At 40.1% G+C, this 23,472-nt stretch carries 18 protein-coding genes, 1 tRNA gene and 1 pseudogene; 7 read left to right on the top strand and 13 right to left on the bottom strand.

Features of this window, described 5'->3' with window-relative positions:
* Positions 1-18: 18 nt before the first annotated feature.
* From asnS to pyrH, 4 genes are all read right to left on the bottom strand, one after another.
* A complete protein-coding gene (gene asnS, locus BIZ36_RS01655) occupies positions 19-1,452 on the bottom strand; it encodes an asparagine--tRNA ligase (protein WP_187456123.1) in 1,434 nt (477 codons plus the stop codon).
* A 91-nt stretch (positions 1,453-1,543) separates the two neighbouring features.
* A complete protein-coding gene (locus tag BIZ36_RS01650; RefSeq protein WP_187456122.1) occupies positions 1,544-3,931 on the bottom strand; it encodes an efflux RND transporter permease subunit in 2,388 nt (795 codons plus the stop codon).
* 160 nt (positions 3,932-4,091) lie between these two features.
* The gene (frr, locus tag BIZ36_RS01645) at positions 4,092-4,646 is read right to left on the bottom strand and encodes a ribosome recycling factor (protein ID WP_187456121.1); all 555 of its coding nucleotides are present in this window, start codon (positions 4,644-4,646) and stop codon (positions 4,092-4,094) included.
* A gap of 31 nt (positions 4,647-4,677) precedes the next feature.
* The gene (pyrH, locus tag BIZ36_RS01640; protein ID WP_187456120.1) at positions 4,678-5,385 is read right to left on the bottom strand and encodes a UMP kinase; all 708 of its coding nucleotides are present in this window, start codon (positions 5,383-5,385) and stop codon (positions 4,678-4,680) included.
* A gap of 173 nt (positions 5,386-5,558) precedes the next feature.
* On the opposite strand from pyrH, the gene BIZ36_RS01635 reads away from it, so the two are divergent.
* Complete coding sequence (locus BIZ36_RS01635) at positions 5,559-7,430, top strand: M61 family metallopeptidase (RefSeq protein WP_187456119.1); 1,872 nt, start codon at positions 5,559-5,561, stop codon at positions 7,428-7,430.
* Between the two features lie 85 nt (positions 7,431-7,515).
* Here the strand turns inward: BIZ36_RS01635 and tsf are convergent, their stop codons facing one another.
* The 8 genes and pseudogenes from tsf to BIZ36_RS01600 form a co-directional block, all read right to left on the bottom strand.
* Positions 7,516-8,340, bottom strand: a complete 825-nt coding sequence (gene tsf, locus BIZ36_RS01630; RefSeq protein WP_187456118.1) for a translation elongation factor Ts — start codon at positions 8,338-8,340, stop codon at positions 7,516-7,518.
* Positions 8,341-8,441: 101 nt separating this feature from the next.
* On the bottom strand, positions 8,442-8,732 hold the full coding sequence (locus BIZ36_RS21015) for a DUF4332 domain-containing protein (RefSeq protein WP_353616808.1): 291 nt from the start codon (positions 8,730-8,732) through the stop codon (positions 8,442-8,444).
* A 75-nt stretch (positions 8,733-8,807) separates the two neighbouring features.
* Positions 8,808-9,560, bottom strand: a pseudogene (gene rpsB, locus BIZ36_RS01625) (30S ribosomal protein S2); the annotation flags it as partial.
* Positions 9,561-9,817: 257 nt separating this feature from the next.
* Positions 9,818-10,204 (bottom strand): 30S ribosomal protein S9, encoded by a 387-nt coding sequence (rpsI, locus tag BIZ36_RS01620; protein WP_187456116.1) that lies wholly within the window; start codon positions 10,202-10,204, stop codon positions 9,818-9,820.
* Positions 10,204-10,659 carry a 50S ribosomal protein L13 gene (gene rplM / locus BIZ36_RS01615; protein ID WP_187456115.1) on the bottom strand — a complete coding sequence of 152 codons (456 nt, stop codon included), beginning with the start codon at positions 10,657-10,659 and terminating at the stop codon, positions 10,204-10,206. Before rplM ends, rpsI begins: the two co-directional genes overlap by 1 nt.
* A gap of 204 nt (positions 10,660-10,863) precedes the next feature.
* Positions 10,864-11,199 (bottom strand): T9SS type A sorting domain-containing protein, encoded by a 336-nt coding sequence (locus tag BIZ36_RS01610; protein ID WP_187456114.1) that lies wholly within the window; start codon positions 11,197-11,199, stop codon positions 10,864-10,866.
* Between the two features lie 122 nt (positions 11,200-11,321).
* Positions 11,322-14,156, bottom strand: a complete 2,835-nt coding sequence (gene polA / locus BIZ36_RS01605) for a DNA polymerase I (protein ID WP_187456113.1) — start codon at positions 14,154-14,156, stop codon at positions 11,322-11,324.
* A 120-nt stretch (positions 14,157-14,276) separates the two neighbouring features.
* Complete coding sequence (locus BIZ36_RS01600) at positions 14,277-15,272, bottom strand: isoaspartyl peptidase/L-asparaginase family protein (RefSeq protein WP_187456112.1); 996 nt, start codon at positions 15,270-15,272, stop codon at positions 14,277-14,279.
* Between the two features lie 37 nt (positions 15,273-15,309).
* On the opposite strand from BIZ36_RS01600, the gene BIZ36_RS01595 reads away from it, so the two are divergent.
* From BIZ36_RS01595 to BIZ36_RS01585, 3 genes are all read left to right on the top strand, one after another.
* On the top strand, positions 15,310-16,032 hold the full coding sequence (locus tag BIZ36_RS01595) for a copper homeostasis protein CutC (RefSeq protein WP_187456111.1): 723 nt from the start codon (positions 15,310-15,312) through the stop codon (positions 16,030-16,032).
* Positions 16,033-16,061: 29 nt separating this feature from the next.
* The gene (locus BIZ36_RS01590; protein WP_286174507.1) at positions 16,062-17,309 is read left to right on the top strand and encodes a metallophosphoesterase; all 1,248 of its coding nucleotides are present in this window, start codon (positions 16,062-16,064) and stop codon (positions 17,307-17,309) included.
* A 92-nt stretch (positions 17,310-17,401) separates the two neighbouring features.
* Positions 17,402-17,698 carry a thioredoxin family protein gene (locus BIZ36_RS01585; RefSeq protein ID WP_187456110.1) on the top strand — a complete coding sequence of 99 codons (297 nt, stop codon included), beginning with the start codon at positions 17,402-17,404 and terminating at the stop codon, positions 17,696-17,698.
* Between the two features lie 67 nt (positions 17,699-17,765).
* Here BIZ36_RS01585 and BIZ36_RS01580 read toward each other — a convergent pair whose 3' ends face one another.
* Positions 17,766-21,143 carry a glycosyltransferase family 117 protein gene (locus BIZ36_RS01580; RefSeq protein WP_187456109.1) on the bottom strand — a complete coding sequence of 1,126 codons (3,378 nt, stop codon included), beginning with the start codon at positions 21,141-21,143 and terminating at the stop codon, positions 17,766-17,768.
* A 299-nt stretch (positions 21,144-21,442) separates the two neighbouring features.
* On the opposite strand from BIZ36_RS01580, the gene BIZ36_RS01575 reads away from it, so the two are divergent.
* From BIZ36_RS01575 to nusA, 3 genes are all read left to right on the top strand, one after another.
* Positions 21,443-21,514, top strand: a tRNA-Gln gene (locus tag BIZ36_RS01575).
* A 227-nt stretch (positions 21,515-21,741) separates the two neighbouring features.
* Positions 21,742-22,203, top strand: coding sequence for a ribosome assembly cofactor RimP (rimP, locus tag BIZ36_RS01570; protein WP_187456108.1), 462 nt, complete (start codon positions 21,742-21,744; stop codon positions 22,201-22,203).
* A 13-nt stretch (positions 22,204-22,216) separates the two neighbouring features.
* Positions 22,217-23,449 (top strand): transcription termination factor NusA, encoded by a 1,233-nt coding sequence (nusA, locus tag BIZ36_RS01565; RefSeq protein ID WP_187456107.1) that lies wholly within the window; start codon positions 22,217-22,219, stop codon positions 23,447-23,449.
* The last annotated feature ends 23 nt before the right edge of the window (positions 23,450-23,472 follow it).

Below are 23,472 nucleotides of genomic sequence, written 5' to 3'. Positions count from 1 at the left end.
AAAGTTAACCAATTCCCGTTAAAATTCGGCATTCTGCGGTGTCCTAGGAAACGGAATAACGTCTCTTATGTTACCCATTCCAGTGGCGAAAAGTACCAATCTTTCAAAACCTAGGCCAAAACCACTATGGGTGGCGGTGCCAAACTTACGTAGGTCTAAATACCACCAAAGTTCTTCTTCAGGGATGTTAAGTGCTGCCATTTTTTCCTTAAGTACATCCAATCTTTCTTCACGCTGAGAGCCGCCTACGATTTCTCCAATTCCCGGAAAGAGAATGTCCATGGCCCTCACGGTTTTTCCGTCTTCGTTGAGGCGCATATAAAATGCCTTTATTTTTGCAGGATAGTCAAAAAGAATTACGGGGCATTTAAAATGCTTTTCTACCAAGTATCTTTCATGCTCACTTTGCAGATCGGCACCCCATTCATCAATGATATATTGAAATTTTTTCTTTTTATTGGGCTTTGAGTTTCTTAAGATATCTATTGCTTCGGTGTAGCTTACTCTTTTAAAGCCATTTTCAGTTACGAATTTCAGCTTTTCCAAAAGCGCCATTTCACTTCTTTCAGCCTGTGGCTTGGTTTTTTCTTCGTCTAATAACCTCTTTTCCAAGAATTCTAAGTCCTCGGCACAATGCTCCAAAACATATTTTAGAACACTTTTAATGAAATCTTCTGCCAGATCCATATTGGCGTCCAAATCATAGAAGGCCATCTCCGGTTCGATCATCCAAAACTCCGCTAAATGTCTAGAGGTGTTGGAGTTTTCCGCTCTAAATGTAGGTCCAAAAGTATATACTTTTCCCAATGCCATGGCATAGGCCTCCGCTTCCAATTGTCCGGAAACTGTAAGATTGGTTTCCTTTCCAAAGAAATCTTCTTTGTAGTCTACCGTTCCCTCTTCAGTGAGTTTTGGGTTTTTATCATCCAAGGTGGTGACCCGGAACATTTCACCGGCTCCTTCAGCATCGGAACCAGTAATAATAGGCGCATGAAAATAATAAAATCCATTTTCTCTAAAATACTGGTGAATAGCAAATGACAAGGCAGAACGTACACGCATTACGGCGGAAAATGTATTGGTTCTAACACGCAGGTGGGCCTTCTCTCGTAAAAACTCTAAGGAATGTTTTTTAGGCTGAATTGGGTAAACCTCTGGATCCGCTCCTCCATGTACTAAAATTTCCTTTACCTGAATTTCCACACTTTGGCCTCTTCCTTGACTTTCGGCCAAGGTTCCGGTTACCTTTATGGCGGCTCCGGTATTGATTTGCTTCAATGTATCCTGGTCAAAATTTTCAAAGTCTACTACGCATTGAATATTCGAAAGAGTAGAACCGTCATTTAAAGCAATAAACCTGTTGCTTCTAAAAGTTTTAACCCAACCGTTTACGGTAACTTCCTGTAATAAAAGTTCCCCTTTTAATATTTCCTTTACGCTCTTCGTGTTCATGTTTTGGTCACTTGAAAATTGAAGGGCAAAGATAACTTTTTGAATAAAAAGATATGAGCAAGTAGTTGGTTAAATCACTGAAGATTTTTGCTTAATTGTCCTCATCCTTTTTTGGAAGGATATCTATTTGCGGTTTTTTAAGGATTTTTTTGCTTGCAATGTTTCGTTCCAATGAAAGTAATAAGGAAGGCAACAAAATAAGATTCGCTAACATAGCGAACATTAGAGTGGCCGAAACCAATGCTCCTAGTGCTACTGTTCCTCCAAAATTAGAAATGATAAAGACAGAAAAACCAAAAAATAATACGATAGAGGTGTAGAACATGCTTACTCCGGTTTCCCTTAATGCTGCATAAACGGATTTTTTAATGTGCCATTTATTGGTGATCAGTTCTTGACGGTATTTTGCCAAAAAGTGAATGGTGTCGTCAACGGAAATACCGAATGCGATGCTGAAAACAAGTATGGTAGATGGCTTAATTGGTACTCCGGCATAACCCATTACGCCAGCGGTGATTACCAACGGGAGCAAGTTGGGAATTAGGGAAATTACAATCATTCTAAAGGACCTGAATAAGTAAGCCATGAACAGCGCTATCAGAAATATGGCGAAAGCCAAGGATAAAATTAGGTTTTTGACCAAGTACTTGGTTCCTTTTAAGAAAATTAAGGCACTCCCTGTCATGTAAACGTTGTACCTCTCGGCGGGGAAGAACTTATCAATATTTTCTTGTAGTCTAGCTTCAATTTCTTCCATTCGATCCGTTTTAACGTCCTTCATGAAAGTGGTTATCCTAGCAGTTTGTCCTGTGCTATCAACAAAATTCTTTAAAAGATTTTCATTTCCGGAAGACTTTTGTGCCACGGACAAAATAAAATTGCTCTCTTGATTGGTGGGCAACTGGTAGTACTTGGGTAGGCCATTATAAAAGGCCTGTTTGGAATATTTTACCAAGTTAACCACGGAAATAGGCTTTGATAACTCCGGGATTTCCGTAATGACCTCACTTAGTTGATCAATGCGTTTTAGGTTGGTAGAGCGCATCACCCCTTTCGGTCGTTTAGTATCTACCACTATTTCTACAGGCATTATGCCATCAAATTCTTTCTCGAAAAAGCGAATGTCCTTGAAGAACTGGGCTTTTTTGGGCATGTCTTCTATGGGGCTCCCTGAAATTTCAATTTGATAGATACCAATAATACTAGTAACCAGTAAAATCAAGGAAACTATGTAGACTGAAATTCGCCGTTCCCTGACTATACCTTCCATCCAATTAACAAAACCGTCTACCCATTTTTTGTTCAAATGTTTAAGATGTCTTGTTTTGGGAAGGGATAAAAAACTGTAGATAATTGGAATAATCAAAAGGGACAAAACGAAAATACCAATGATATTTATTGAGGCTACAATTCCAAATTCTTTAAGTAGTTTGCTGTCCGTAATAATAAAAGTGGCAAAGCCGGAAGCTGTAGTCATGTTGGTCATAAGCGTTGCATTCCCAATTTTGGAAATTACCCTTTGTAAGGATAGTGCTTGGTTACCATGTTTTTTGACCTCCTGCTGGTACTTGTTGATTAGAAAAATACAGTTAGGGATACCTATAACGATGATTAAAGGGGGTATCAATGCTGTTAATACCGTTATCTCATACTGCAGCAATCCCAGAACACCAAAAGCCCACATGACACCAATGATAACAATGCACATGGAAATAAGGGTGGCCCTAAAACTTCTAAAAAAGAAGAAAAATATTAACGAGGTAACCCCCAGGGCCGCTAAAATAAACTTTCCAATTTCATCGATGATATTCTGGGAATTCATGGTGCGGATATAGGGCATTCCCGAAACATGAACATCCAAACCGGTTTCTTCCTCAAAATTTTCAACCAAATTAGTGAGGTCTTTCAAGACAAAGTCTTTACGAACCGTTGTGTTCACAATGTCCTTGTCCATATTTACTACCGTTCTAATGGTAGCACTTTCCTTATTGAACAATAGCTTATCATAAAACGGAAGTTCGGTAAACAAGTGTTCTTTAATACTGTCCAGTTCCTTCTGTGTTTTTAATTGGCCATCAATTAAAGGTCTTAATTGAAACTCCTGCTTTTCATTATCCTTGACCAGCTCTTGAAGATTGTCCAAGCTTAATACAAAATCTACTTCAGGGAAAGCGACGAGTTGCTTGCTAAAGCGATTCCAACGGTTAATGTTTTCCGGGGTGAATAAAGCTTGGTCTTTGATAGCAAAAACAATGGCATTACCCTCTTCACCAAACTGTTTTAAGAAAGACCGATATTCTATGTTAACAGGGTGATTGTCTGGAAGTAGATTGGCCTGGGAATTGCTAAACCGCATATTCTCCCATTGCATGCCAAGAAATACCGTAATACCTGCAATAAGGATTAGAATCAAAATCCTATTCCGTAGGATGATCCGCGCCGTCTTTTCCCAAAAACCTTTCGTGAATTTACTCGTCATGGTAGATTTTTACCGAGCGCAAAGGTAGTTATTGCCAAGTTGTGTTCCTAACACAAAGGATTTAAATGGACTAGAGCTTTTAAAATTAACTGTTGTTACATTAAGTGTATAAAAAAAGCGGTCCTTGAACCGCTTTGTTAAAATTTTGAATAATTAGTAATTACACCGTCATAATTTCCTTTTCTTTTTTTGCCAAAAAGGCATCGGTTTTTTTGATGTATTCATCAGTAAGTTCCTGCACGTCTACCTCTGCGTTTTTTTGCAAATCTTCGGATGCATCCAAATTTTTAATCTCTTTATTGGCCTCTTGACGGGCACTTCTAATACCAACTTTGGCATCTTCTGCTTCCGCTTTAGCCTGTTTTGTCAACTGAATCCTGCGTTCTTCTGTTAAAGGTGGAACGTTGATGATTACAAAATCGCCATTGTTCATAGGGTTGAAGCCCAAGTTGGAATTTATAATGGCCTTTTCAATTTCCTGCAACATATTTTTCTCCCATGGCTGAACGGAAATGGTACGGCCATCTGGTGTGTTTACGTTGGCAACTTGTGCCAATGGCGTAAGCGAACCGTAATATTCCACTTTTACGGATGAGAGCATTGCCGGGCTGGCCTTACCCGCACGTATCTTAACAAATTCCTTTTCTAGATGCTTCAATGCCGCATCCATGCTTTCCTTGGCGGAATCAAGTATAAACTGTACCTCTTCGTTCATAGTTAAAAAAATTATGCGTAATAAGTGTCTGTTAAAGGTTGACCACGGTACCTATATTTTCTCCCTCTACCAATTTGGTAAGATTGCCTTTTTTATTCATATCGAAAACCACAATGGGCAACTCGTTTTCTTGGCTCAATGTAAAGGCCGTGGTGTCCATTACTTTTAGTCCTTTGAGTAAAACATCAGCAAAGGATATGGAGTCGAATTTGGTGGCGTTCTTGTCTTTTTCAGGGTCCGAAGTGTAAATGCCATCAACTCGTGTGCCCTTTAGAATAACATCGGCTTCAATTTCAATAGCCCTCAAAACCGCTGCAGAATCTGTCGTGAAATAAGGGTTTCCAGTGCCACCTCCAAAGATGACCACCCTTCCTTTCTCCAAGTGCCTCATGGCCCTTCTTCTAATAAAAGGTTCTGCAACTTCATTGATATGGATGGCAGACTGTAACCTGGTTTGTATTCCTTGTGTCTCCAAAGCGCTTTGCAGGGCCAGGCCATTGATAACTGTTGCCAACATGCCCATGTGGTCTCCTTGCACACGGTCCATGCCCATGGCGGCCCCTGTTAATCCTCTAAAGATATTGCCTCCGCCAATAACGATGGCAATTTCTACGCCTTTGTCCGCAACATTTTTAATTTCTTGGGCGTATTCAGAAAGCCTTTCTGAGTCAATTCCGTACTGCTTGTTTCCCATTAAAGCTTCGCCACTTAGCTTTAGGAGAATTCTTTTGTATTGCATGCGCTACGATTTCGTTGGAGCAAAAATAATCAAAAAATGTTTGGAATCTAGATGCGTTTTGTAGGAAAGGTCACCCTTAATTATTTCCTAATAATACTCCGGAGTTGTGTTAATTTTTATAACCTTGTACAGTTTTACTGAATTGGAAAATTATGAATTATACTTACAGTTTTATGAAAAGGATTTTTTTAGGCTGCTTTTTTAGCTTGCTGCTACTGGGTTGTGGTGCCGGTAAAAGTGTATTGACGGCAGATAAAACCCCAATGTTTACCACTTTGGATTTGGTACATATAGAAGACGATAAAGTACAGGTGTCCATGAACCCTGGGGCTTTTACGACAGAAGAGGTGTTTTTCTATATTCCAAAAACTGTTCCTGGAACTTACAGTGAGGATAACTATGGAAAATATATCGAGGATTTCAAAGCTTTGGACTATGAAGGCAATGAATTAAACTTTGAAAAATTGGATGATAATACATGGAAAGTTGAATCAGGTAAAAATCTGGATAAGGTTACTTACAGGGTAAACGATACCTACGATACAGAAAGTGAGACCAGTGAAAAGGTCTTTTCTCCATCTGGAACCAATATTCTTAAAAATGAAAATTTCGTGCTAAATCTTCATGGTTTTGTGGGATATTTTAAAGGTTTAAAGGAAGTGCCGTATGAGATAACGGTCAACTACCCTGAAGGCCTTAAAGCAACAACTTCCTTAAAAAGTAAAATCGTGGAGGAAACAGAAGTTGGTAAAGATGTTTTTTTGGCAAGTCGTTATTTTGAGGTAATAGATAGTCCCATTCAATATACGAAACCAAATACCGAGACCTTTCAGATTAATGATATTACTGTCACTTTGAGTGTCTACTCGCCCAATGGAGTATATACGGCTGCGAGTTTAAAGGAGCGTATGGAGAAGATGATGAGTGCGCAAAAGGCGTTTTTGGGAGATATTGATGGTACAAAAGAATACAATATTCTCCTGTATTTGTCAACAATGGAAGCAGATGATGCGCAAGGGTTTGGTGCCTTGGAACACCATACTTCTACAGTAGTGGTTTTACCTGAAGCTATGCCCCAGGATCGTTTGGAGCAAGCCATGGTAGATGTGGTTTCACATGAGTTTTTCCATATTGTTACTCCGCTAAATGTGCATTCTGAGGAGGTGCAATACTTTGATTTTAATGATCCTAAAATGTCCCAACATCTTTGGATGTATGAAGGGACCACGGAGTATTTTGCTAATTTATTTCAAATTCAGCAAGGGTTGATAGACGAGGCGGAGTTCTATGAGCGTATTATGGATAAGGTAAACAATGCCAAGGCATATGATGATGAAATGTCCTTTACGGTGATGAGCGAGAATATTTTGGAGGAACCATATGAGGAAAATTATGCCAATGTATATGAAAAGGGTGCTTTAATCAATATGGTTCTGGATATTGAGTTAAGGAGATTGAGTAATGGTGAGAAAGGAGTACGGTGGTTGATGAAGGAGCTTTCTAAAAAATATGGAAACAATACACCTTTCAAAGACGATGAACTGATCGATGAAATTGTTGCAATGACCTACCCGGAAATTAGAAGCTTCTTTGACACACATGTTATAGGTGATACTCCAATTGATTATAATGAGTACTTAGGGAAGATGGGTCTTTCCACGGAAATTGTTGAAAAACAAACGGGTTTCTTTTTAGATGGTGAAAATCCATTCATTGATGTAGATCAAGAAAATGAAGACCAAATCTATATAAGAAAGGGATTGGAATTAAATAGTTTCTTTAAAACATTAGGTGTCAAAGGTGGTGATGTCATAAAAAGCATCAATGGAACTACGATAGACTTGAACTCTATTAGAAACGTAATTGGCCAAAGTTTTACTTGGTCTCCTGAAACGGAGATTGAAATGGTGGTTAGAAGGGGAGGAGAAGATGTTACGTTGAAAGGCTTGGCTGGCACCCCAATGTTGGAAGTAGAAACTATTGTTCCGGTAGCGTCTGTAAGTAATAAAGAATCAGAGTTAAGGCAACGTTGGTTAAAAGGTTAGATATAAATTAGCTCTAAGTTATTATTACATAAAAAAACCCGCTAGAAGTGTAGCGGGTTTTTTTGTGAACCAAAAGGGTTCGTTATTATCCTAAAGCGACCCTTTTAAAATCGGTAACTTCCAAGCTAGAATCTACAGATTTCACATATTGGGCAACACTTTGCTTGCTGTCTTTAATGAAATCTTGGTTTACCAAGGTGTTGTCTTTAAAGAATCGCTTAATTTTACCTTTAGCGATTTTATCCAACATTTCCTCTGGCTTACCTTCTTGACGCAATTGATCTTTTGCAATTTCGATTTCTTTGTCGATTACAGATTGGTCAACACCGTCTTCGTTTAGAGCAACAGGGTTCATAGCGGCAGCTTGCATTGCAACATCCTTTGCAGCTTCTTCTGCACCGTCAACGGCAGCAGAAAGTCCTGTAAGAACGGCAATTTTGTTACCTGCGTGAATATAGCTTCCTACGAAAGGCGCACTCAATTTCTCGAACCCTCCAATTTCAATTTTTTCACCAATTACGCCAGTTTGCTCCGTTAATTTGTCCTGAACCGTCATTCCTTTAAAATCAGCAGACAAGAAAGCATCTTTGCTGTCAAAACCAAGAGCTAAATCTGCCAATTCATTGGCCAATGTCACAAAACTGTCATTTTTGGCAACAAAGTCAGTTTCGCAATTCAATGAAATGATAACACCTTGCGTATTATCAGCATTCACTTTAGCGATAGCTGCACCTTCTGAGGAATCCCTATCGGCTCTTTTAGCTGCTACTTTCTGACCTTTTTTACGAAGGATTTCGATAGCTTTGTCAAAATCCCCTTCTGCTTCAACCAAGGCTTTTTTGCAGTCCATCATACCTGCGCCAGTGGTCTTTCTTAATTTATTTACTTCTGCGGCTGTAATTTTTGCCATTTTCTATGCTATTTTTCAATTTGCTGGAAGATAGTTCGGTTGAAGGCAATCTTCATAAAGCAAACGTTATTTTTAATTTAATTTACTTCTGAGAAAAGTGGTTATTCAACACCACCGCTAACGCTGTCTTGCCACTCTTTCAACTCGTCCCATTTACCATCTGCAGCCATTTGGGCTTGCTTAGGCCAAGAGGTTGGGTCTAAATGAGACATTCTAGAGCTGGCTTCAGTCAAAATCTCCTTTACTTTTTCCGGATCAGCCTTTGCTAGATCAGAATAGGTAGCTATTCCTGCGTTCACTAAAGCCTCGGCAGCTTTAGGGCCAATACCCTCCACTTTTGTTAGGTCATCAGCAGCCGTTTCTTTGGCTACAGCTTCCTTGGTAGCCTCCACATTTACTTCAGGTTTAGGGGTTTTTGCTACAACAGGAGGAGCTTTGGTTTCGACCGTTTCTGGTGTAGGCTCCAATTTTTTAGACTCTTTTTTAGCCTTTTTTGCGTCATCGGCACCTTCTTTATCGGCTTGCTTCTCAGATTTTCTTTCAGAAAGTCCTTCTGCTATCGCATCGGTTACCTCTTGCATAATGATGTTGATAGACTTAGAAGCATCATCATTGGATGGAATTAAATAATCGACATCCCTAGGGTCAGAATTGGTATCGACCATTGCGAAAATTGGAATGTTCAATTTTTGAGCTTCCTTAACCGCAATGTGCTCACGCATGGTATCAACAATAAAAATAGCACCTGGTAGGCGTGTCATATCAGAAATAGAACCAAGGTTCTTTTCCAATTTGGCACGTAAACGGTCTACTTGTAATCTCTCCTTTTTTGAAAGGGTGTTGAATGTACCGTCTTTTTTCATACGGTCGATAGAGGCCATTTTCTTAACCGCCTTACGGATGGTCACAAAGTTGGTTAACATACCACCTGGCCATCTCTCTGTGATGTAGGGCATGTTTACATTGGCAACTTTTTCTGCAACAATGTCCTTAGCTTGTTTCTTGGTTGCTACAAAAAGAATTTTACGTCCTGAAGCAGCAATTTTCTTTAATGCTTCCTTAGACTCTTCTAATTTTGCAACGGTTTTGTAAAGATTGATAACGTGGATGCCGTTACGCTCCATGTAGATGTAAGGAGCCATGTTAGGGTTCCACTTTCGTGTAAGGTGTCCAAAATGCACACCTGCTTCCAATAATTGTTTTACTTCGACTTTCGCCATTTTAATTTAGTTTACGTTCTTTTGAATAGGCAATGACAAAGTGGTACCTTAAATGTAAGGAGCCTCTATCATTTAGATGCTAAACTAACGGTGCCCAATCAAATTTAGGGTTCTTTTGGGTCTCCCGGATACTGTTTCCCTTGGTATGGAACACAGCCTTAATTTATTCGCCAAGAGGCGAACTTTCAATGAACTTAGGTTAAAAATATAAAAATTGGCACCTTCCAATAAGAAGGTGCCAAATATAAAATTCTGTCTTAACGTTTAGAGAACTGGAACTTCTTACGTGCCTTTTTCTGACCGTATTTCTTACGCTCCACCATTCTTGGGTCACGAGTTAATAGACCTTCCGGTTTCAAAACAGAACGATTTTCGCCGTCAACTTCGCACATAGCTCTTGACAAAGCAAGACGAACAGCTTCTGCTTGACCAGTTATACCACCTCCGTAAACATTTACCTTAACGTCATACGCGTCTTCGGTATTCGTTAGGGAAAAAGGTTGCTTCACCTTGTATTGAAGTGTAGCAGTAGGAAAATAATCGTTCAATTCTCTCTGGTTTACCGTGATTTTTCCGCTTCCAGTAGAAACGTAAACACGGGCCACAGCTGTTTTTCTTCTTCCGATTTTGTGAATGGTCTCCATTACTTGAATTCTTTTAAGTTGATTACCGTTGGTTTTTGAGCTTCGTGATCATGCTCTGAACCAACATAAACTTTTAGGTTTCTAAAAAGGTCGGCGCCCAATCTGTTTTTTGGTAGCATTCCTTTTACCGCTTTCTCAACAATTTGAGCTGGATTTTTAGCTAAAAGCTCCTTAGCGGAAGTAGAACGTTGACCACCTGGATACCCTGTGTATCTCAAATAAACTTTCTCGTTCCACTTGTTGCCGCTCATTTCAATCTTCTCGGCATTGATGATAATAACGTTATCACCACAATCTACATGGGGAGTGTAACTTGGCTTATGTTTCCCTCTAAGTACTTTAGCAACTTTAGAAGCTAAACGCCCTAGAGCTTCCCCTTCAGCATCAACCAACACCCACTGCTTGTCTACAGTTGATTTATTGGCAGAAACGGTCTTATAACTTAATGTATCCACTACGGTTACTTTTTAATTAAACACTTCAATCCCGATAAACGGGCTGCAAATGTACACTAATTCTTCTGAATAACAAATGGTTATTTCAGAATATTTTTTAAAAAAAATAAAAGGAAAAAGAGGGGACATTTTGTATTGGGCACCCAAAGTATTTGCTAAGGTAAGATTATTTAAATAGTACCTACCACAAAGTAGAATTTCAATTTATTTCTTGTAGAACTTGGTACGTACGTTTTGTTGATTGGAGTTGATGGTAATAATGTATGCACCGGCTTCTAAGGAGGACACTGGTATGTTTAGGGCATTTTTTCTAATTTCCCATTGTCTTGAAAAGATTGGGTTGCCATAAATATCATATATGGTAATATTTGCTTTATCACTATTGGTCAATCCTAGTATATTCACCACATTGGTGGCCGGATTGGGGAAGACTTTAATTTTTTGTGGTATAGAAACCTTTTGAGTATTAGGTTCCTCTTGAGCAACTAATGCCAACGGCATAAAAAGCAAAATTACCCCTAAAAACCATTTAACCTTCATTGTTTGTTGATATCAATTACCTCCCTTACAACGTTGTAGAGAGGGAAATTGGTATTGTATTAACAATAATTTAGGCATTCAATTATCTTTTCTTGCTCTAAATTGGATTCAGCAACTACTCTCTAATGCGCCACTAGCCAATTATCGCCTAAGCCAAGCTCCACGTCTAAGGGTACCGATAATTGGTAGGCATTCTCCATTTCAGATTGAATCAAGGGTTTTAATTCTTCCAACTCCGGCTTATACACATCAAAGACCAATTCATCATGAACTTGGAGCAGCATTTTACTTTTATAGTTGCCTGCTTCCAACTTTTTATGAATGTTGATCATGGCAATTTTAATGATATCCGCGGCGCTTCCTTGTATAGGCGCGTTTACAGCATTGCGTTCTGCGGCACCTCGTACCACAGCATTACTTCCGTTAATGTCCTTTAAATAGCGTCTGCGTCCCAAAACTGTTTGCACATAACCGTTCTCCCGCGCAAAATCAACCTGTTCACTAATGTAGTTACGGAGTTTGGGGTAGGTCTTATAATAGGTGTCTATCAACTCCTTGGCTTCGGAACGGGACAGGTCCGTTTGATTGCTTAGGCCAAATGCCGATACTCCATAGATAATTCCAAAATTGACCGTTTTGGCGTTGCTGCGTTGTTCCCTAGTAACTTCATCAATGGGAACATTAAAAACCTTAGAAGCCGTAGAGGCATGAATATCCTCTCCGTTTTTAAAAGCTTCGATCATGGTAGTCTCCTCGCTCAAAGCGGCAATGATACGTAGTTCTATTTGGGAATAATCTGCGGCTAGCAGAGTGTACTCCTCATTCTTGGGAACAAAAGCTTTTCTTACTTGTCTCCCGCGTTCGGTTCGTATGGGAATATTTTGGAGGTTGGGATTGTTGCTGCTCAAACGTCCGGTAGCGGCTACGGTTTGCATATAATCCGTATGCACCCGTCCGGTTGTGGCCTCAACCTGTTCCGGTAAAGCGTCTACATACGTACTTTTTAATTTGGTAAGTCCGCGGTAATCCAGCACATGCTGGATAATTTCATGGTCTTTTGCCAAATAGGAAAGCACATCTTCTGAAGTGGAAAACTGGCCCGTTTTGGTTTTCTTGGGCTTGTCCACTAACTTCATTTTGCTGAATAGAGTTTCTCCCAACTGTTTAGGTGAGCCTATGTTGAATTCTTCCCCGGCCGCTTCGTATATTTTTTCTTCCAAGGCTTTTATGTCATTGGTAAGGTCATCCGAAAGAGAATTTAAAAAGTCCTTGTCCAGATTTATTCCTTCCAATTCCATATCCGCCAATACCCGCAAAAGCGGAATTTCAATATCATTAAATAAATCCTCGGTTTTAGCTTCGGCCAGTTCCGGTCTAAAATGTTGGGCCAATTGAAAAGTGACATCTGCGTCTTCAACAGCGTATTCGGTCTGTTTTTCTAAGGGAACTTGGCGCATGCTTAACTGGTTCTTTCCTTTTTTGCCAATAAGTTCCGTAATGGAAATAGGGGTGTAGTTTAGATAGGTTTCCGAAAGCACATCCATATTATGCCTCATATCCGGATTGATCAGGTAATGTGCCAACATGGTGTCGAACAACTTGCCCTTCACATCAACCCCATATTTATCCAACACTTTGATGTCATATTTGAGGTTCTGACCAATTTTTTCAATTTCTTCGGATTCAAAAAACGGACGCAGTTCTTCTATCAGTTCTTGCGCTTTTTCTTTTTCCTCCGGAAAGGGAATGTAAAAGCCTTTGGTGGCTTCCCATGAAAAGGCTATACCCACCAAATGGGCTTCCAGCGGATTGATAGAAGTCGTTTCCGTATCAAAACAAACAGAAGTCTGTTTCATCAAATTTTGTAAAAATAGTTTCATGGCCATACCAGGGGCCACACTTTGATAGGAGTGTGCCACATCGTTGATGGTCATTCTGCTAGAACTATCCTTGATGGTTGCTGGAGCGGCGCCATCGCCACCAAATAAAGTGAATTGACCGCTACCGGCCGTTTGCGCTTGATTTTTGGCGGTTTCAGTACTCGTTACTTGGGTTTGGGTTTCCTCGGTTTCGCCTGAGAAAATTTTGATAAACTGGTCTTTTAGCCTTCTAAACTCGAGTTCTTCAAATATCTCTTGAACTTTTTCGCTGTCAGGAACGGATAGTTCATAGTCTTCAGCGTTAAAAGTCACATCACAATCGGTACAAATAGTCGCCAATTTTTTGGAAAGTAGTCCCAACTCTTGGTTCTCCTCTACCTTCTCCTTCATTTTACCTTTAAGCTGGTCGATATTTTCAAAAAGACCTTCCATGGATCCGAACTGGGCAATGAATTTCTTGGCGGTTTTATCGCCTACCCCGGGAAGCCCTGGAATATTATCACTAGCATCGCCCATCATACCTAGGTAATCAATCACCTGTTCCGGTCTTTCTACTCCAAAACGTTTTTGCACTTCTGGTATTCCCCAAATTTCAATGCCGTTGCCCATTCTTGCAGGGCGGTACATAAATACATTTTCAGTAACCAATTGTCCAAAATCCTTATCAGGAGTGACCATATAGACTTTATAACCTTCTTTTTCGGCCTGTTTGGACAAGGTTCCGATAATATCATCGGCTTCCCAACCTTCCAAAACCACAGATGGAATGTGCATCGCCTTTAAAATATCTTGGATATACGGAATGGCAATTCTAATCGCATCGGGTGTTTCATCTCTGTTGGCCTTGTATTCCGGAAAAAGCTCGGTACGTTCTGCACTTCCCCCTTTATCAAAACAAACCGCCAAATGATCCGGTTTTTCCCTTTTGATTACATCGAAAAGGGAATTCATAAACCCCATGATGGCGCTGGTATCCATGCCCTTGGAGTTAATTCTTGGATTTTTTATTAGGGCATAATAACCACGGAAAATAAGGGCGTAGGCATCTAAAAGGAAAAGTCTTTTTTGTTCGGACATGAAAACGGTATTTAAAATACGAAGTTAGCGGTTCAAATTATGAATTTGCATTTAATTACCCCGAAATTGTGAATAAAAAAAGCGGGCCACGCCCGCTTTTATCTACCCGAAACGGTGGTTTTAGTTTTTTTGATAAAAGCTTTCAACATTCACGTTCTCTTGTCCTTTCTCGGTATATTGGCTATAGGTGAAACCTGGGTGCACACAATATCCGCCCGTTTCCCCTTTTTTGTTAAGCGCCAGGAATCCTATCTGAAAATCCTTTCGGTTTTTATTCTTGGCCATAATTCTTTTTACGCCTTCTTCGCACGCTTCTTGCGGACTCTTGCCTTGCCTCATCAGTTCAACAATCAGAAAGCTGCCTACGGTGCGGATTACCTCTTCTCCAACTCCGGTGGCAGTTGCGGCCCCCACCTCGTTATCCACGAATAGTCCGGCGCCAATTATTGGACTATCACCAACACGGCCACCAACTTTATATGCCATGCCACTAGTAGTACAGGCTCCTGAAATATCCCCATTTTCATCCATAGCCAGCATACCAATAGTGTCATGGTTTTCAATGTTGATGATAGTTTCGTACTTAGAGGTCTTTTTCCATTCCTTATATTGTTTTCGGGTACTTTCCGTAAACAAGTCCTCTTTCTTAAACCCTTGTTCGTAGGCAAATTGTTCAGCACCTCTTCCGGCAAGGATGATATGGGGGGTTTCTTCCATAACCTTTCGGGCCACGGAAACCGGGTGTACAATATTTTGAAGGTAAACCACGGAACCACAATTACCGTCCTTATCCATAATACAGGCATCAAGGGTTACATTTCCATCACGGTCCGGTCTACCGCCCTTACCTACGGTTTCATTTTTAACATCTGCTTCCTCTACCATTACACCTTGTTCTACAGCGTCTAAAGAGTTGCCTCCTTTTTCAAGTATTTCCCATGCTTTTGCCGTAGCATTTTTAAAGTTCCAAGTGCACACGGCAATGGGTTTAACAGGTAGGTCTACTTCATTTTCTGGATTGCTAATGCCATCCTTTTGGTAGTTGGCCATTAATGGGGCTGATAAGGCTCCCGCCGCGGTAAGGCTTGAATTTTTTAAGAATTTTCTCCTTTTCATTTTCGGTTGTTTAATTTAGTCGGCTAAATATACGATTATGCTTGTAGAAGTTTGTGCAAATTCAGTTCAATCGGCCCTAAATGCACAGAAAGCGGGAGCTGACCGAATTGAATTGTGCTCAGAACTTGCCGTAGGCGGCATTACCCCATCCTACGGATTGCTAAAGAAAATTCGGGAAATCATTTCTATTCCCGTACATGTTTTGATTAGGCCAAGAAGTGGGGATTTTACTTATTCCGAAGTAGAGTTTGAGATTATGAAAGAAAATATCCAGTTGTGCAAGGATATTGGTTTTGCAGGAATTGTTTCCGGTGTGTTGGATGACCATAATAATTTGGATGTAGAGCGAACAGCGCAGTTGGTAATGTTAACAGGAAATCTGCATTTTACCTTTCACCGTGCTTTTGATTGGCTTCCAAATCCTGAAGAGTCACTTCTACAATTACAAGAAATAGGCGTGAAAACCATTTTGTCATCTGGGCAGTCTACCTCTTCTGTTGAAGGATTGGAATTGCTTAAATCGCTCCAACTCAAAAGTAAAAAAATAAGTATCATGCCTGGTGGTGGCGTAAAACCGGGCAATGCGCACCTTTTTAAGGAGGCCGGCATTAAGGCAATTCATTTATCAGGAACCCACTTTGTCCCTAGCTTAAAAGTAGACCCTAAAGTTTCCATGAACTCCCCTTCGTTTCTATTGGACAACCAATTGGCAGTTTCCAAATTGGAAAACATTGAGAATGTGGTGAAAGCGGTTAAATAAGATCTAAATGGGGCAATCCGGCGCTATGGATGGGATATCTTTGTCCTATGTTACGTTGGATTATTTTTATAGCTATCTACCTTGCACTGGGGCTTTACGCTCTTCAGGCGCTTAAAACGGTGACGCGATACCCTTGGGTTCATTATCTGTTTATTGCCATCGCGCTCTTGGTATTGGGGAATTTTATCTATCAATTTACCTTGGGTGAAGAAGAGGGGCGTGTACTAAGTAAACCTAAAAGCTATGCTTTTGGCCTGTTGCTTACAGTTATGGCCTTTCAGCTCATTACTATTCTATTTCTTTTTTCAGAGGATATTTTTAGGCTGGTTGCGGGATTGTACCATAAGTTTTCTGGAAACGATAAGACTTTTACCTTACCGCAAAGGCGTAAGTTTTTGAGTCTTATCGGGTTGGGGTTGGCAGCCATTCCCTTTGGGGCATTATTATATGGTATGTACAGGGGGAAGTATAATTTTCAAGTACTGAAGTATAATTTGGAGTTTGAAGATCTACCAGAGGAATTTGATGGATACCAGATTACCCAAATTTCCGATGTGCATAGCGGAAGTTTTGATGACCGAAAGAAAATTGAATATGCCATTAACCTTATCAATGAACAGCAAAGTGATGTTATTTTGTTTACAGGGGATATGGTCAACAATAAGTGTGAAGAAATGATTCCATGGGCCGATTTGTTCTCTACTTTACGGGCAAAGGACGGTAAGTTTTCCGTGTTGGGAAACCATGACTATGGGGATTATGTTGCTTGGGATACGCCGGAGTTAAAAAGGAAAAATTTGGACGATCTGAAAAACCTTCAGCGGGAAATGGGCTTTGATTTGCTTCTGAACGAGCACAGATATCTTGAAAAAGAAGGTGCAAAAATTGCGCTGGTAGGAGTTGAGAACTGGGGAAGGGGCGGATTTAAAAAAGCTGGCGACCTTACCAAGGCCTCAACACAAATAGAGCCGGAAGACTTTAAAATACTAATGAGCCACGATCCATCACATTGGGAAGATGTGGTCCTTCAAGATAAGTATCACTATCATTTGACCTTAAGCGGGCATACCCACGGAATGCAGTTTGGAATTGAAATACCGGGCTGGATCAAATGGAGTCCGGTTAAATGGCGTTATAAATATTGGGCCGGCATCTATAAGGAGATGGGGCAATTTATTAATGTTAACAGGGGTTTCGGGTTCTTGGGATATCCAGGGAGAGTAGGTATATGGCCAGAAATTAGTGTGATTACCTTAAAGCGAAAACCCTTAACATGATTTTAACGCCGGGCGTTGTCTTTAAAATTCGGGTGCGGTAAGCGGATTTAACATTTTTTACTACATTTGATTTTTAACCCAATGAATTACCTATGTCAAAGTTTGGTGAACTTATAGATTTGAAAATCCCCGTATTGTTGGATTTTTATGCCGAATGGAACGAGCAGAGTACTGCCATGCATTCGGTGCTACGTGACGTAGCTGCCGCCTTGGGGGATAGGGGTAAGGTAATAAAAATCGATATAGATAAAAATAAGGAATTGTCTCAGGCATTGAGGGTGAAGGGGTTACCAACCCTGATGATTTATAAAAAGGGGGAAATGGTTTGGAGACAGAGTGGTGAACAGGATGCCAACACGTTAATCGGTATTTTAAACGAGTACATATAAAGAATTAATAGTTTAATAAAAAAGCCCCGTCTCAAAAGGAACGGGGCTTTTTTATTGAATGGTATTCTTATTGAACAGGAATACTATCCGGTATCTCATCGGTTGTGGTAGTGGCATCAATTACAGTAGTGTCAGATACGGGCATGGTGTCTTTCAAATCTGGATTACCGTTAGGATTCAAGGGTTCTTCCTCTAAAAGGTTATCCCTGTAAAAGTGTTGAAACTTATCTATATATTCATTGAATATAAGGGTTTCCTTTTCAGCTTTCTCACGGTCATTATTGCCAATCAAAATATCAATGTTCCTGCGGTATCCTTCCATATCTGCAATGATTTCATCAATTTGGTCATATTGCTCATCTAAAGGAATACCTGCATAATAGTCTAAACGGTCTTGATAGATGTATTTTAGTTTTTCAAATAATTCCCTTGCTTTGTTGGTCTCTCCAACCTTATAATATCCATCTACAAACGGTTCAACAAAGGTGTAATATTCAAAATAGTCTACCGGAATATTGTCCATGGCTATATTGATGATGTCCTTTGCCTTTTCAATTTTGTCTTCGTTCAATAGCGTTTCAACCAAGCGGGCAAGGTTACTTCTATAAGAAAGCCCTTGAATTCTTGTTTGCGGATCGTGGTAGATATCCGGGCTTCCGGAATTCCCCCAATACCAATTGGTGACAATATCATACATAAGGTCACTGTCTATTCTTCCCATTTCATAGGAGTTCTTTCTTTCGGTCTTGATTGGAACCAATTTATAGGCCATTCCGTCCAGCTGTAGGTAATCTTTCATCCAGATAAATTCGGCATCATCAAAACTTCCGCCTGAAAAATAGATAGGTCTTTTCCAGTCATTGTTGGCAATGATATCCAGCATCATCATACTCTTTTTAGTGATAGCGCTACGAGGAAGGTCTATATCAATAAAGTCTACAATTTGGGCGCTATCTTTTTCCTTGACCAGACCGCTTTCCAGAACATTTTTCTTGTTTACGGGAATGCGTAATTTATTGGTGGGGTAGTAAACAATATTCTGTGCACTTTCGGAATAGGCCTCCATATCAATGTTTTCTTGTCTTTCCAAAATGTATTTTAGTTTGGTCTGGGGTTCATCACTATCTACCCACTTGATAAAATCATGAATAGACCATCTGCTTTCAGAAATCTTTTTGTTAAATAATGGGTCAACAGTTTGATAGTAGAGCACGTCCCTGGATCCCCATCGGTATTTATCATGTTCAATCTGTGAAGGAATGGGGTCGCTTTCATAGGCTTTACGCTTCATTTGGTCAATGTACCAATCCGTTTCAAAGAGACTGGTGCATACGATGCGAACATCCGTACGGTAACCTTCAATTTCTTGGGCATACCATAGTGGGAAGGTATCATTGTCACCGATCGTAAATAAAATAGCTCCCACATCTTCTTGACATGAATCTAAATAGGCCCTGGCCGAAGCATTGGCAGTGAAACGATTGGAGCGATTATGGTCATCCCAATTTTGTACCGCCATCACTGTAGGTACCGCCAGAAGGCAAACAATGGTTATGGCAGGAGCCAAAATTTTAGGGGTAAGGTATTTTCTTAGTTCCTCAAACAAACCATATACACCTAGCCCTATCCAAATTGCGAAAATATAGAAAGAGCCTACTAGAGAATAATCTCGCTCCCTAGGCTGAAATATAGAAGGATTGGTGTAAAATTGGATTGCCAGACCTGTAAACAGGAAGAAAATTAACAATACCCAGAATTGTTTCGGGTTTTTAGCAATTTGGAACAGAATTCCAATTATCCCTAAAAGCAAGGGAAGTAGGAAATACGTGTTCCTTGCTTTGTTATTTTTGACTTCGTCCGGCAAATTATCCTGACTTCCCAAACGGATGCTGTCAAGGAAAGGGATGCCGCTGATCCATTCGCCATTACCATTGTAACGGCCCTGCACGTCATTGTTCTTTCCGGAGAAATTCCACATAAAATACCTCCAATACATGTAGCCAAATTGAAATTGGGCCATGTATTTGATGTTTTGCCATAATGATGGAGGTTCTACTTCTAGATAATCACTAAACCTTCTTAAGAAACTAATATATTGCTCTGCGTCTATTTCACCATTGGCAAAGCCGTCCTTAACTTGTTTTACCGCTCTTCTGAGTTCTTCATTGGATTGTTTCATTTTAAAGTCCAATGGCCCAAAGTAGCGCATGTAGTTTTCTGCATGTTGGCCGCTCCACATTCTGGGTAAAAGCCCAACATGTTTGGGATCGTCCCCCGGTACCGCGCCTTTGTAATAATTTGTTATAACATATTTGCCCAACTTCTCGTCCTTTTCATACTTAGGAGCCTCGTCTTTGTCCTCGCCGGCATCGCCAAAAGTATTGGAATAGTAAGTGCCATATACCGGACTATCTACCCCAGGGTACTGTTCCCTGTTGTAATAAGCTAAAAGTGCCCGAGCGTCTTCAGGATTATTTTCGTTGATTACCACTCTAGCGTTGGCACGTATAGGGAGCATTAGCCAAGTAGAGAACCCTAGGAAAATAAACATGGAACAAAGCACAATGAGGTTGGCCGTTCTATAATTGTTTTTTCTGGTGTAATTGAGGCCAAAATAAAAGGCGGCTATGAAGATAAGTCCCATGATTATGGAGCCAGAGTTAAATGGCAAACCAATACTATTGATAAAGAATACCTCGCTCCATCCAAATAGTTTTAAAACATAGGTTAACGAAAACTTATAAACGAGCATCAACACCGCAATCACGGCAAGGTTGGCCAAAAGAAAATTCTTGACCGTAGTTGTCCTGTACGTTTGAAAATAATATAAAAGTCCAATGGAAGGTATTGCCAAAAAGCCCATGAACTGGACCCCGAACGTTAGCCCTACTACAAAACAAATTAAAATGAGCCAACGGTGACCTCTGGGGTCGTCCAAATTATCTGTCCATTTAAGGCCTAACCATAATTGAAGAGCCATTATGAGGCTCGCCATGGCATAAACTTCCGTTTCTACGGCGTTGAACCAAAAACTATCCGAATAGGTAAACGCCAGAGCACCTACAAGTCCGCTTCCTAAAATAGCAATAGCCTTGCTATTGGTCATAACTTCATCTTTCTTGCTTACCAATTTTCTGGCAAGATTGGTAATGGTCCAAAACATGAATAGAATGGTAAAGGCACTAGATACGCCAGATACGTAATTGACCATACGGGCCACCTGGTCCGGTTCAAATGCAAACATGGCAAAAAAGGCTCCTATCATTTGTTGTAAAGGAGCTCCGGGAGGGTGGCCTACCTGTAATTTTGCCGATGTGGCAATGTATTCGCCCGCATCCCAAAAACTATTGGTAGGTTCAACGGTAATAATATAGGTAATGAGGGCTATGGCAAATACGGCCCACCCCAAAAGGGTGTCCCATTTGTTGAAGTTCTTTGCAAACATGTACTAAGTGGTTTAACCAATGCGGCGAATTTACTAATTAATATAAATACAGGGAGGTGTTTTTCATAAAGGTTTAACAGGTAATTTGAAAGGTTTAGTAGGTAAAGTAACAGGGTTTGGGTGTTGTATTCCATTTTGTTGGGGCCGTTCGAGGAGTGCTCATAGGGTTTGTAGGGGTAAATGCTGAGGATTTTAGGGCAAAGTAAATTTTACTCATAAAAATGTTTGTGCAAATGAAACTTTGTTTTAAATTTGCACGCTCTAATACGGAACATGATTTCGTTTTTAGAAATTGGTATTGGCCTATGGTGTAATTGGCAACACTACTGGTTTTGGTCCAGTCATTCTAGGTTCGAGTCCTAGTAGGCCAACAAGGGATCCCGAAGTAAATGCTTCGGGATTTTTTATGCAATTTTATGAGGTATTCTGGTAATTTACCTTAGTGGTTTGATGTAATTGAAGGTAACTACGTCATTTAAAACCAGATATGCTTTAGGTCTATTGTGAGAATTAAAAAAATTGTATATTTGCAGCACTGAAAGGATATAAAAGTATTCATGAGGGGACAATTAAGTCCTCTTTTTTATTTCTAAATGGTATGTTGAAGGACAAGGCGGCGTCATTATTGCAGGATGCATTGGAAGAGGATAAATCATTATTTTTAATTGATTTTAAAGTAGCTCCGGACAATTCCATAAAAGTTGTCCTTGATGGTGATAATGGAGTCTCATTGCAAGACTGCATGAAAATAAGCAGGGCCATTGAGCATAATCTTGACCGAGAGGAGCAGGATTTTTCCTTGGAGGTAACCTCGGCTGGAGCAACCTCCCCCTTGATATTGCCAAGGCAGTATGCGAAAAATATAGGGAGGAAATTAAAAGTTGAAACTGAGACGGAAACCTTTGAGGGTAGTTTGACCGAGACCAATCAGGAGGCAATTTTTCTTGAATGGAAGGCAAGGGAGCCTAAACCTGTGGGAAAAGGAAAAAGAACAGTACAGAAAAGAGAGGAAATCAAATTTTCTGATATTAAAGAAGCTAAAGTCATAATAACATTTTAATGGTAACAGAGTAATGGAAAATATCGCGTTAATTGAGTCTTTTTCAGAGTTTAAGGACGATAAATTTATTGACAGGGTAACGCTTATGGCTATTTTAGAGGAAGTTTTTAGAAGCGCCCTCAAAAAGAAATTTGGATCTGATGATAACTTTGATATCATTATTAACCCGGACAAGGGGGATTTGGAGATTTGGAGAAACCGTGTGGTTGTAGAAGATGGTGAAGTAGAGGAGCCTAATGAGGAGATTTCCTTAACGGACGCTAGAAAAATTGAGCCCGATTTTGAGGTTGGTGAGGATGTATCTGAGGAGGTAAAGCTTATAGATTTGGGTAGAAGGGCCATACTGGCACTTCGTCAAAACTTGATTTCCAAGATTCATGAGCATGATAATACTACCATTTACAAGCAGTTTAAGGATTTGGAAGGTGAGATCTATACTGCGGAGGTGCATCACATTAGGCATAAGGCCATAATTTTATTGGATGATGAAGGTAATGAGATTATACTTCCAAAGGACCGTCAAATACCTTCGGATTTCTTTAGAAAAGGAGATAATGTTCGTGGAATTATCGAGAGCGTAGAACTTAAAGGAAGCAAGCCTTCTATTATTATGTCCAGAAGCTCCCCCAAATTTTTAGAGCAATTGTTCTTTCAGGAGATTCCGGAAGTGTATGACGGTTTGATTACTATTAAAAAGGCTGTACGTATTCCTGGGGAAAAAGCGAAAGTGGCCGTAGACTCCTATGATGATCGTATTGATCCAGTTGGTGCCTGTGTAGGAATGAAAGGTTCTAGGATCCATGGTATTGTTCGTGAATTAGGAAATGAAAATATAGATGTAATCAATTGGACTGCAAATCCGCAGTTAATGGTTACAAGAGCATTGAGTCCAGCGAGGGTTACAACCGTAAAGTTGGATGATGAAAAAATGACCGCTCAGGTTTATTTAAGGCCGGAAGAGGTTTCAAAGGCAATTGGTCGAGGCGGACATAATATTAGGTTGGCCGGTCAATTAACTGGTTATGAGATAGATGTGTTCCGTGAAGGTGTAGAGGAAGATGTGGAGCTTACAGAATTTGCGGATGAAATTGATGCTTGGATTATCGAGGAGTTCAAAAAGATAGGCTTGGATACTGCCCGTAGCATCTTGGAGCAAGATGTAGATGATCTTGTAAAACGTACAGATTTGGAAGAGGAAACAATTTTGGAAGTTGTGCGTATACTCAAAGAAGAATTGGAAGATTAGCTATATATTAGCAGCAATTTAAA

The organism is Cytophaga sp. FL35 (assembly GCF_014349235.1).
Classification (GTDB): Bacteria; Bacteroidota; Bacteroidia; order Flavobacteriales; family Flavobacteriaceae; genus Euzebyella.
This window is presented reverse-complemented; position numbering and strand designations above follow the sequence as displayed.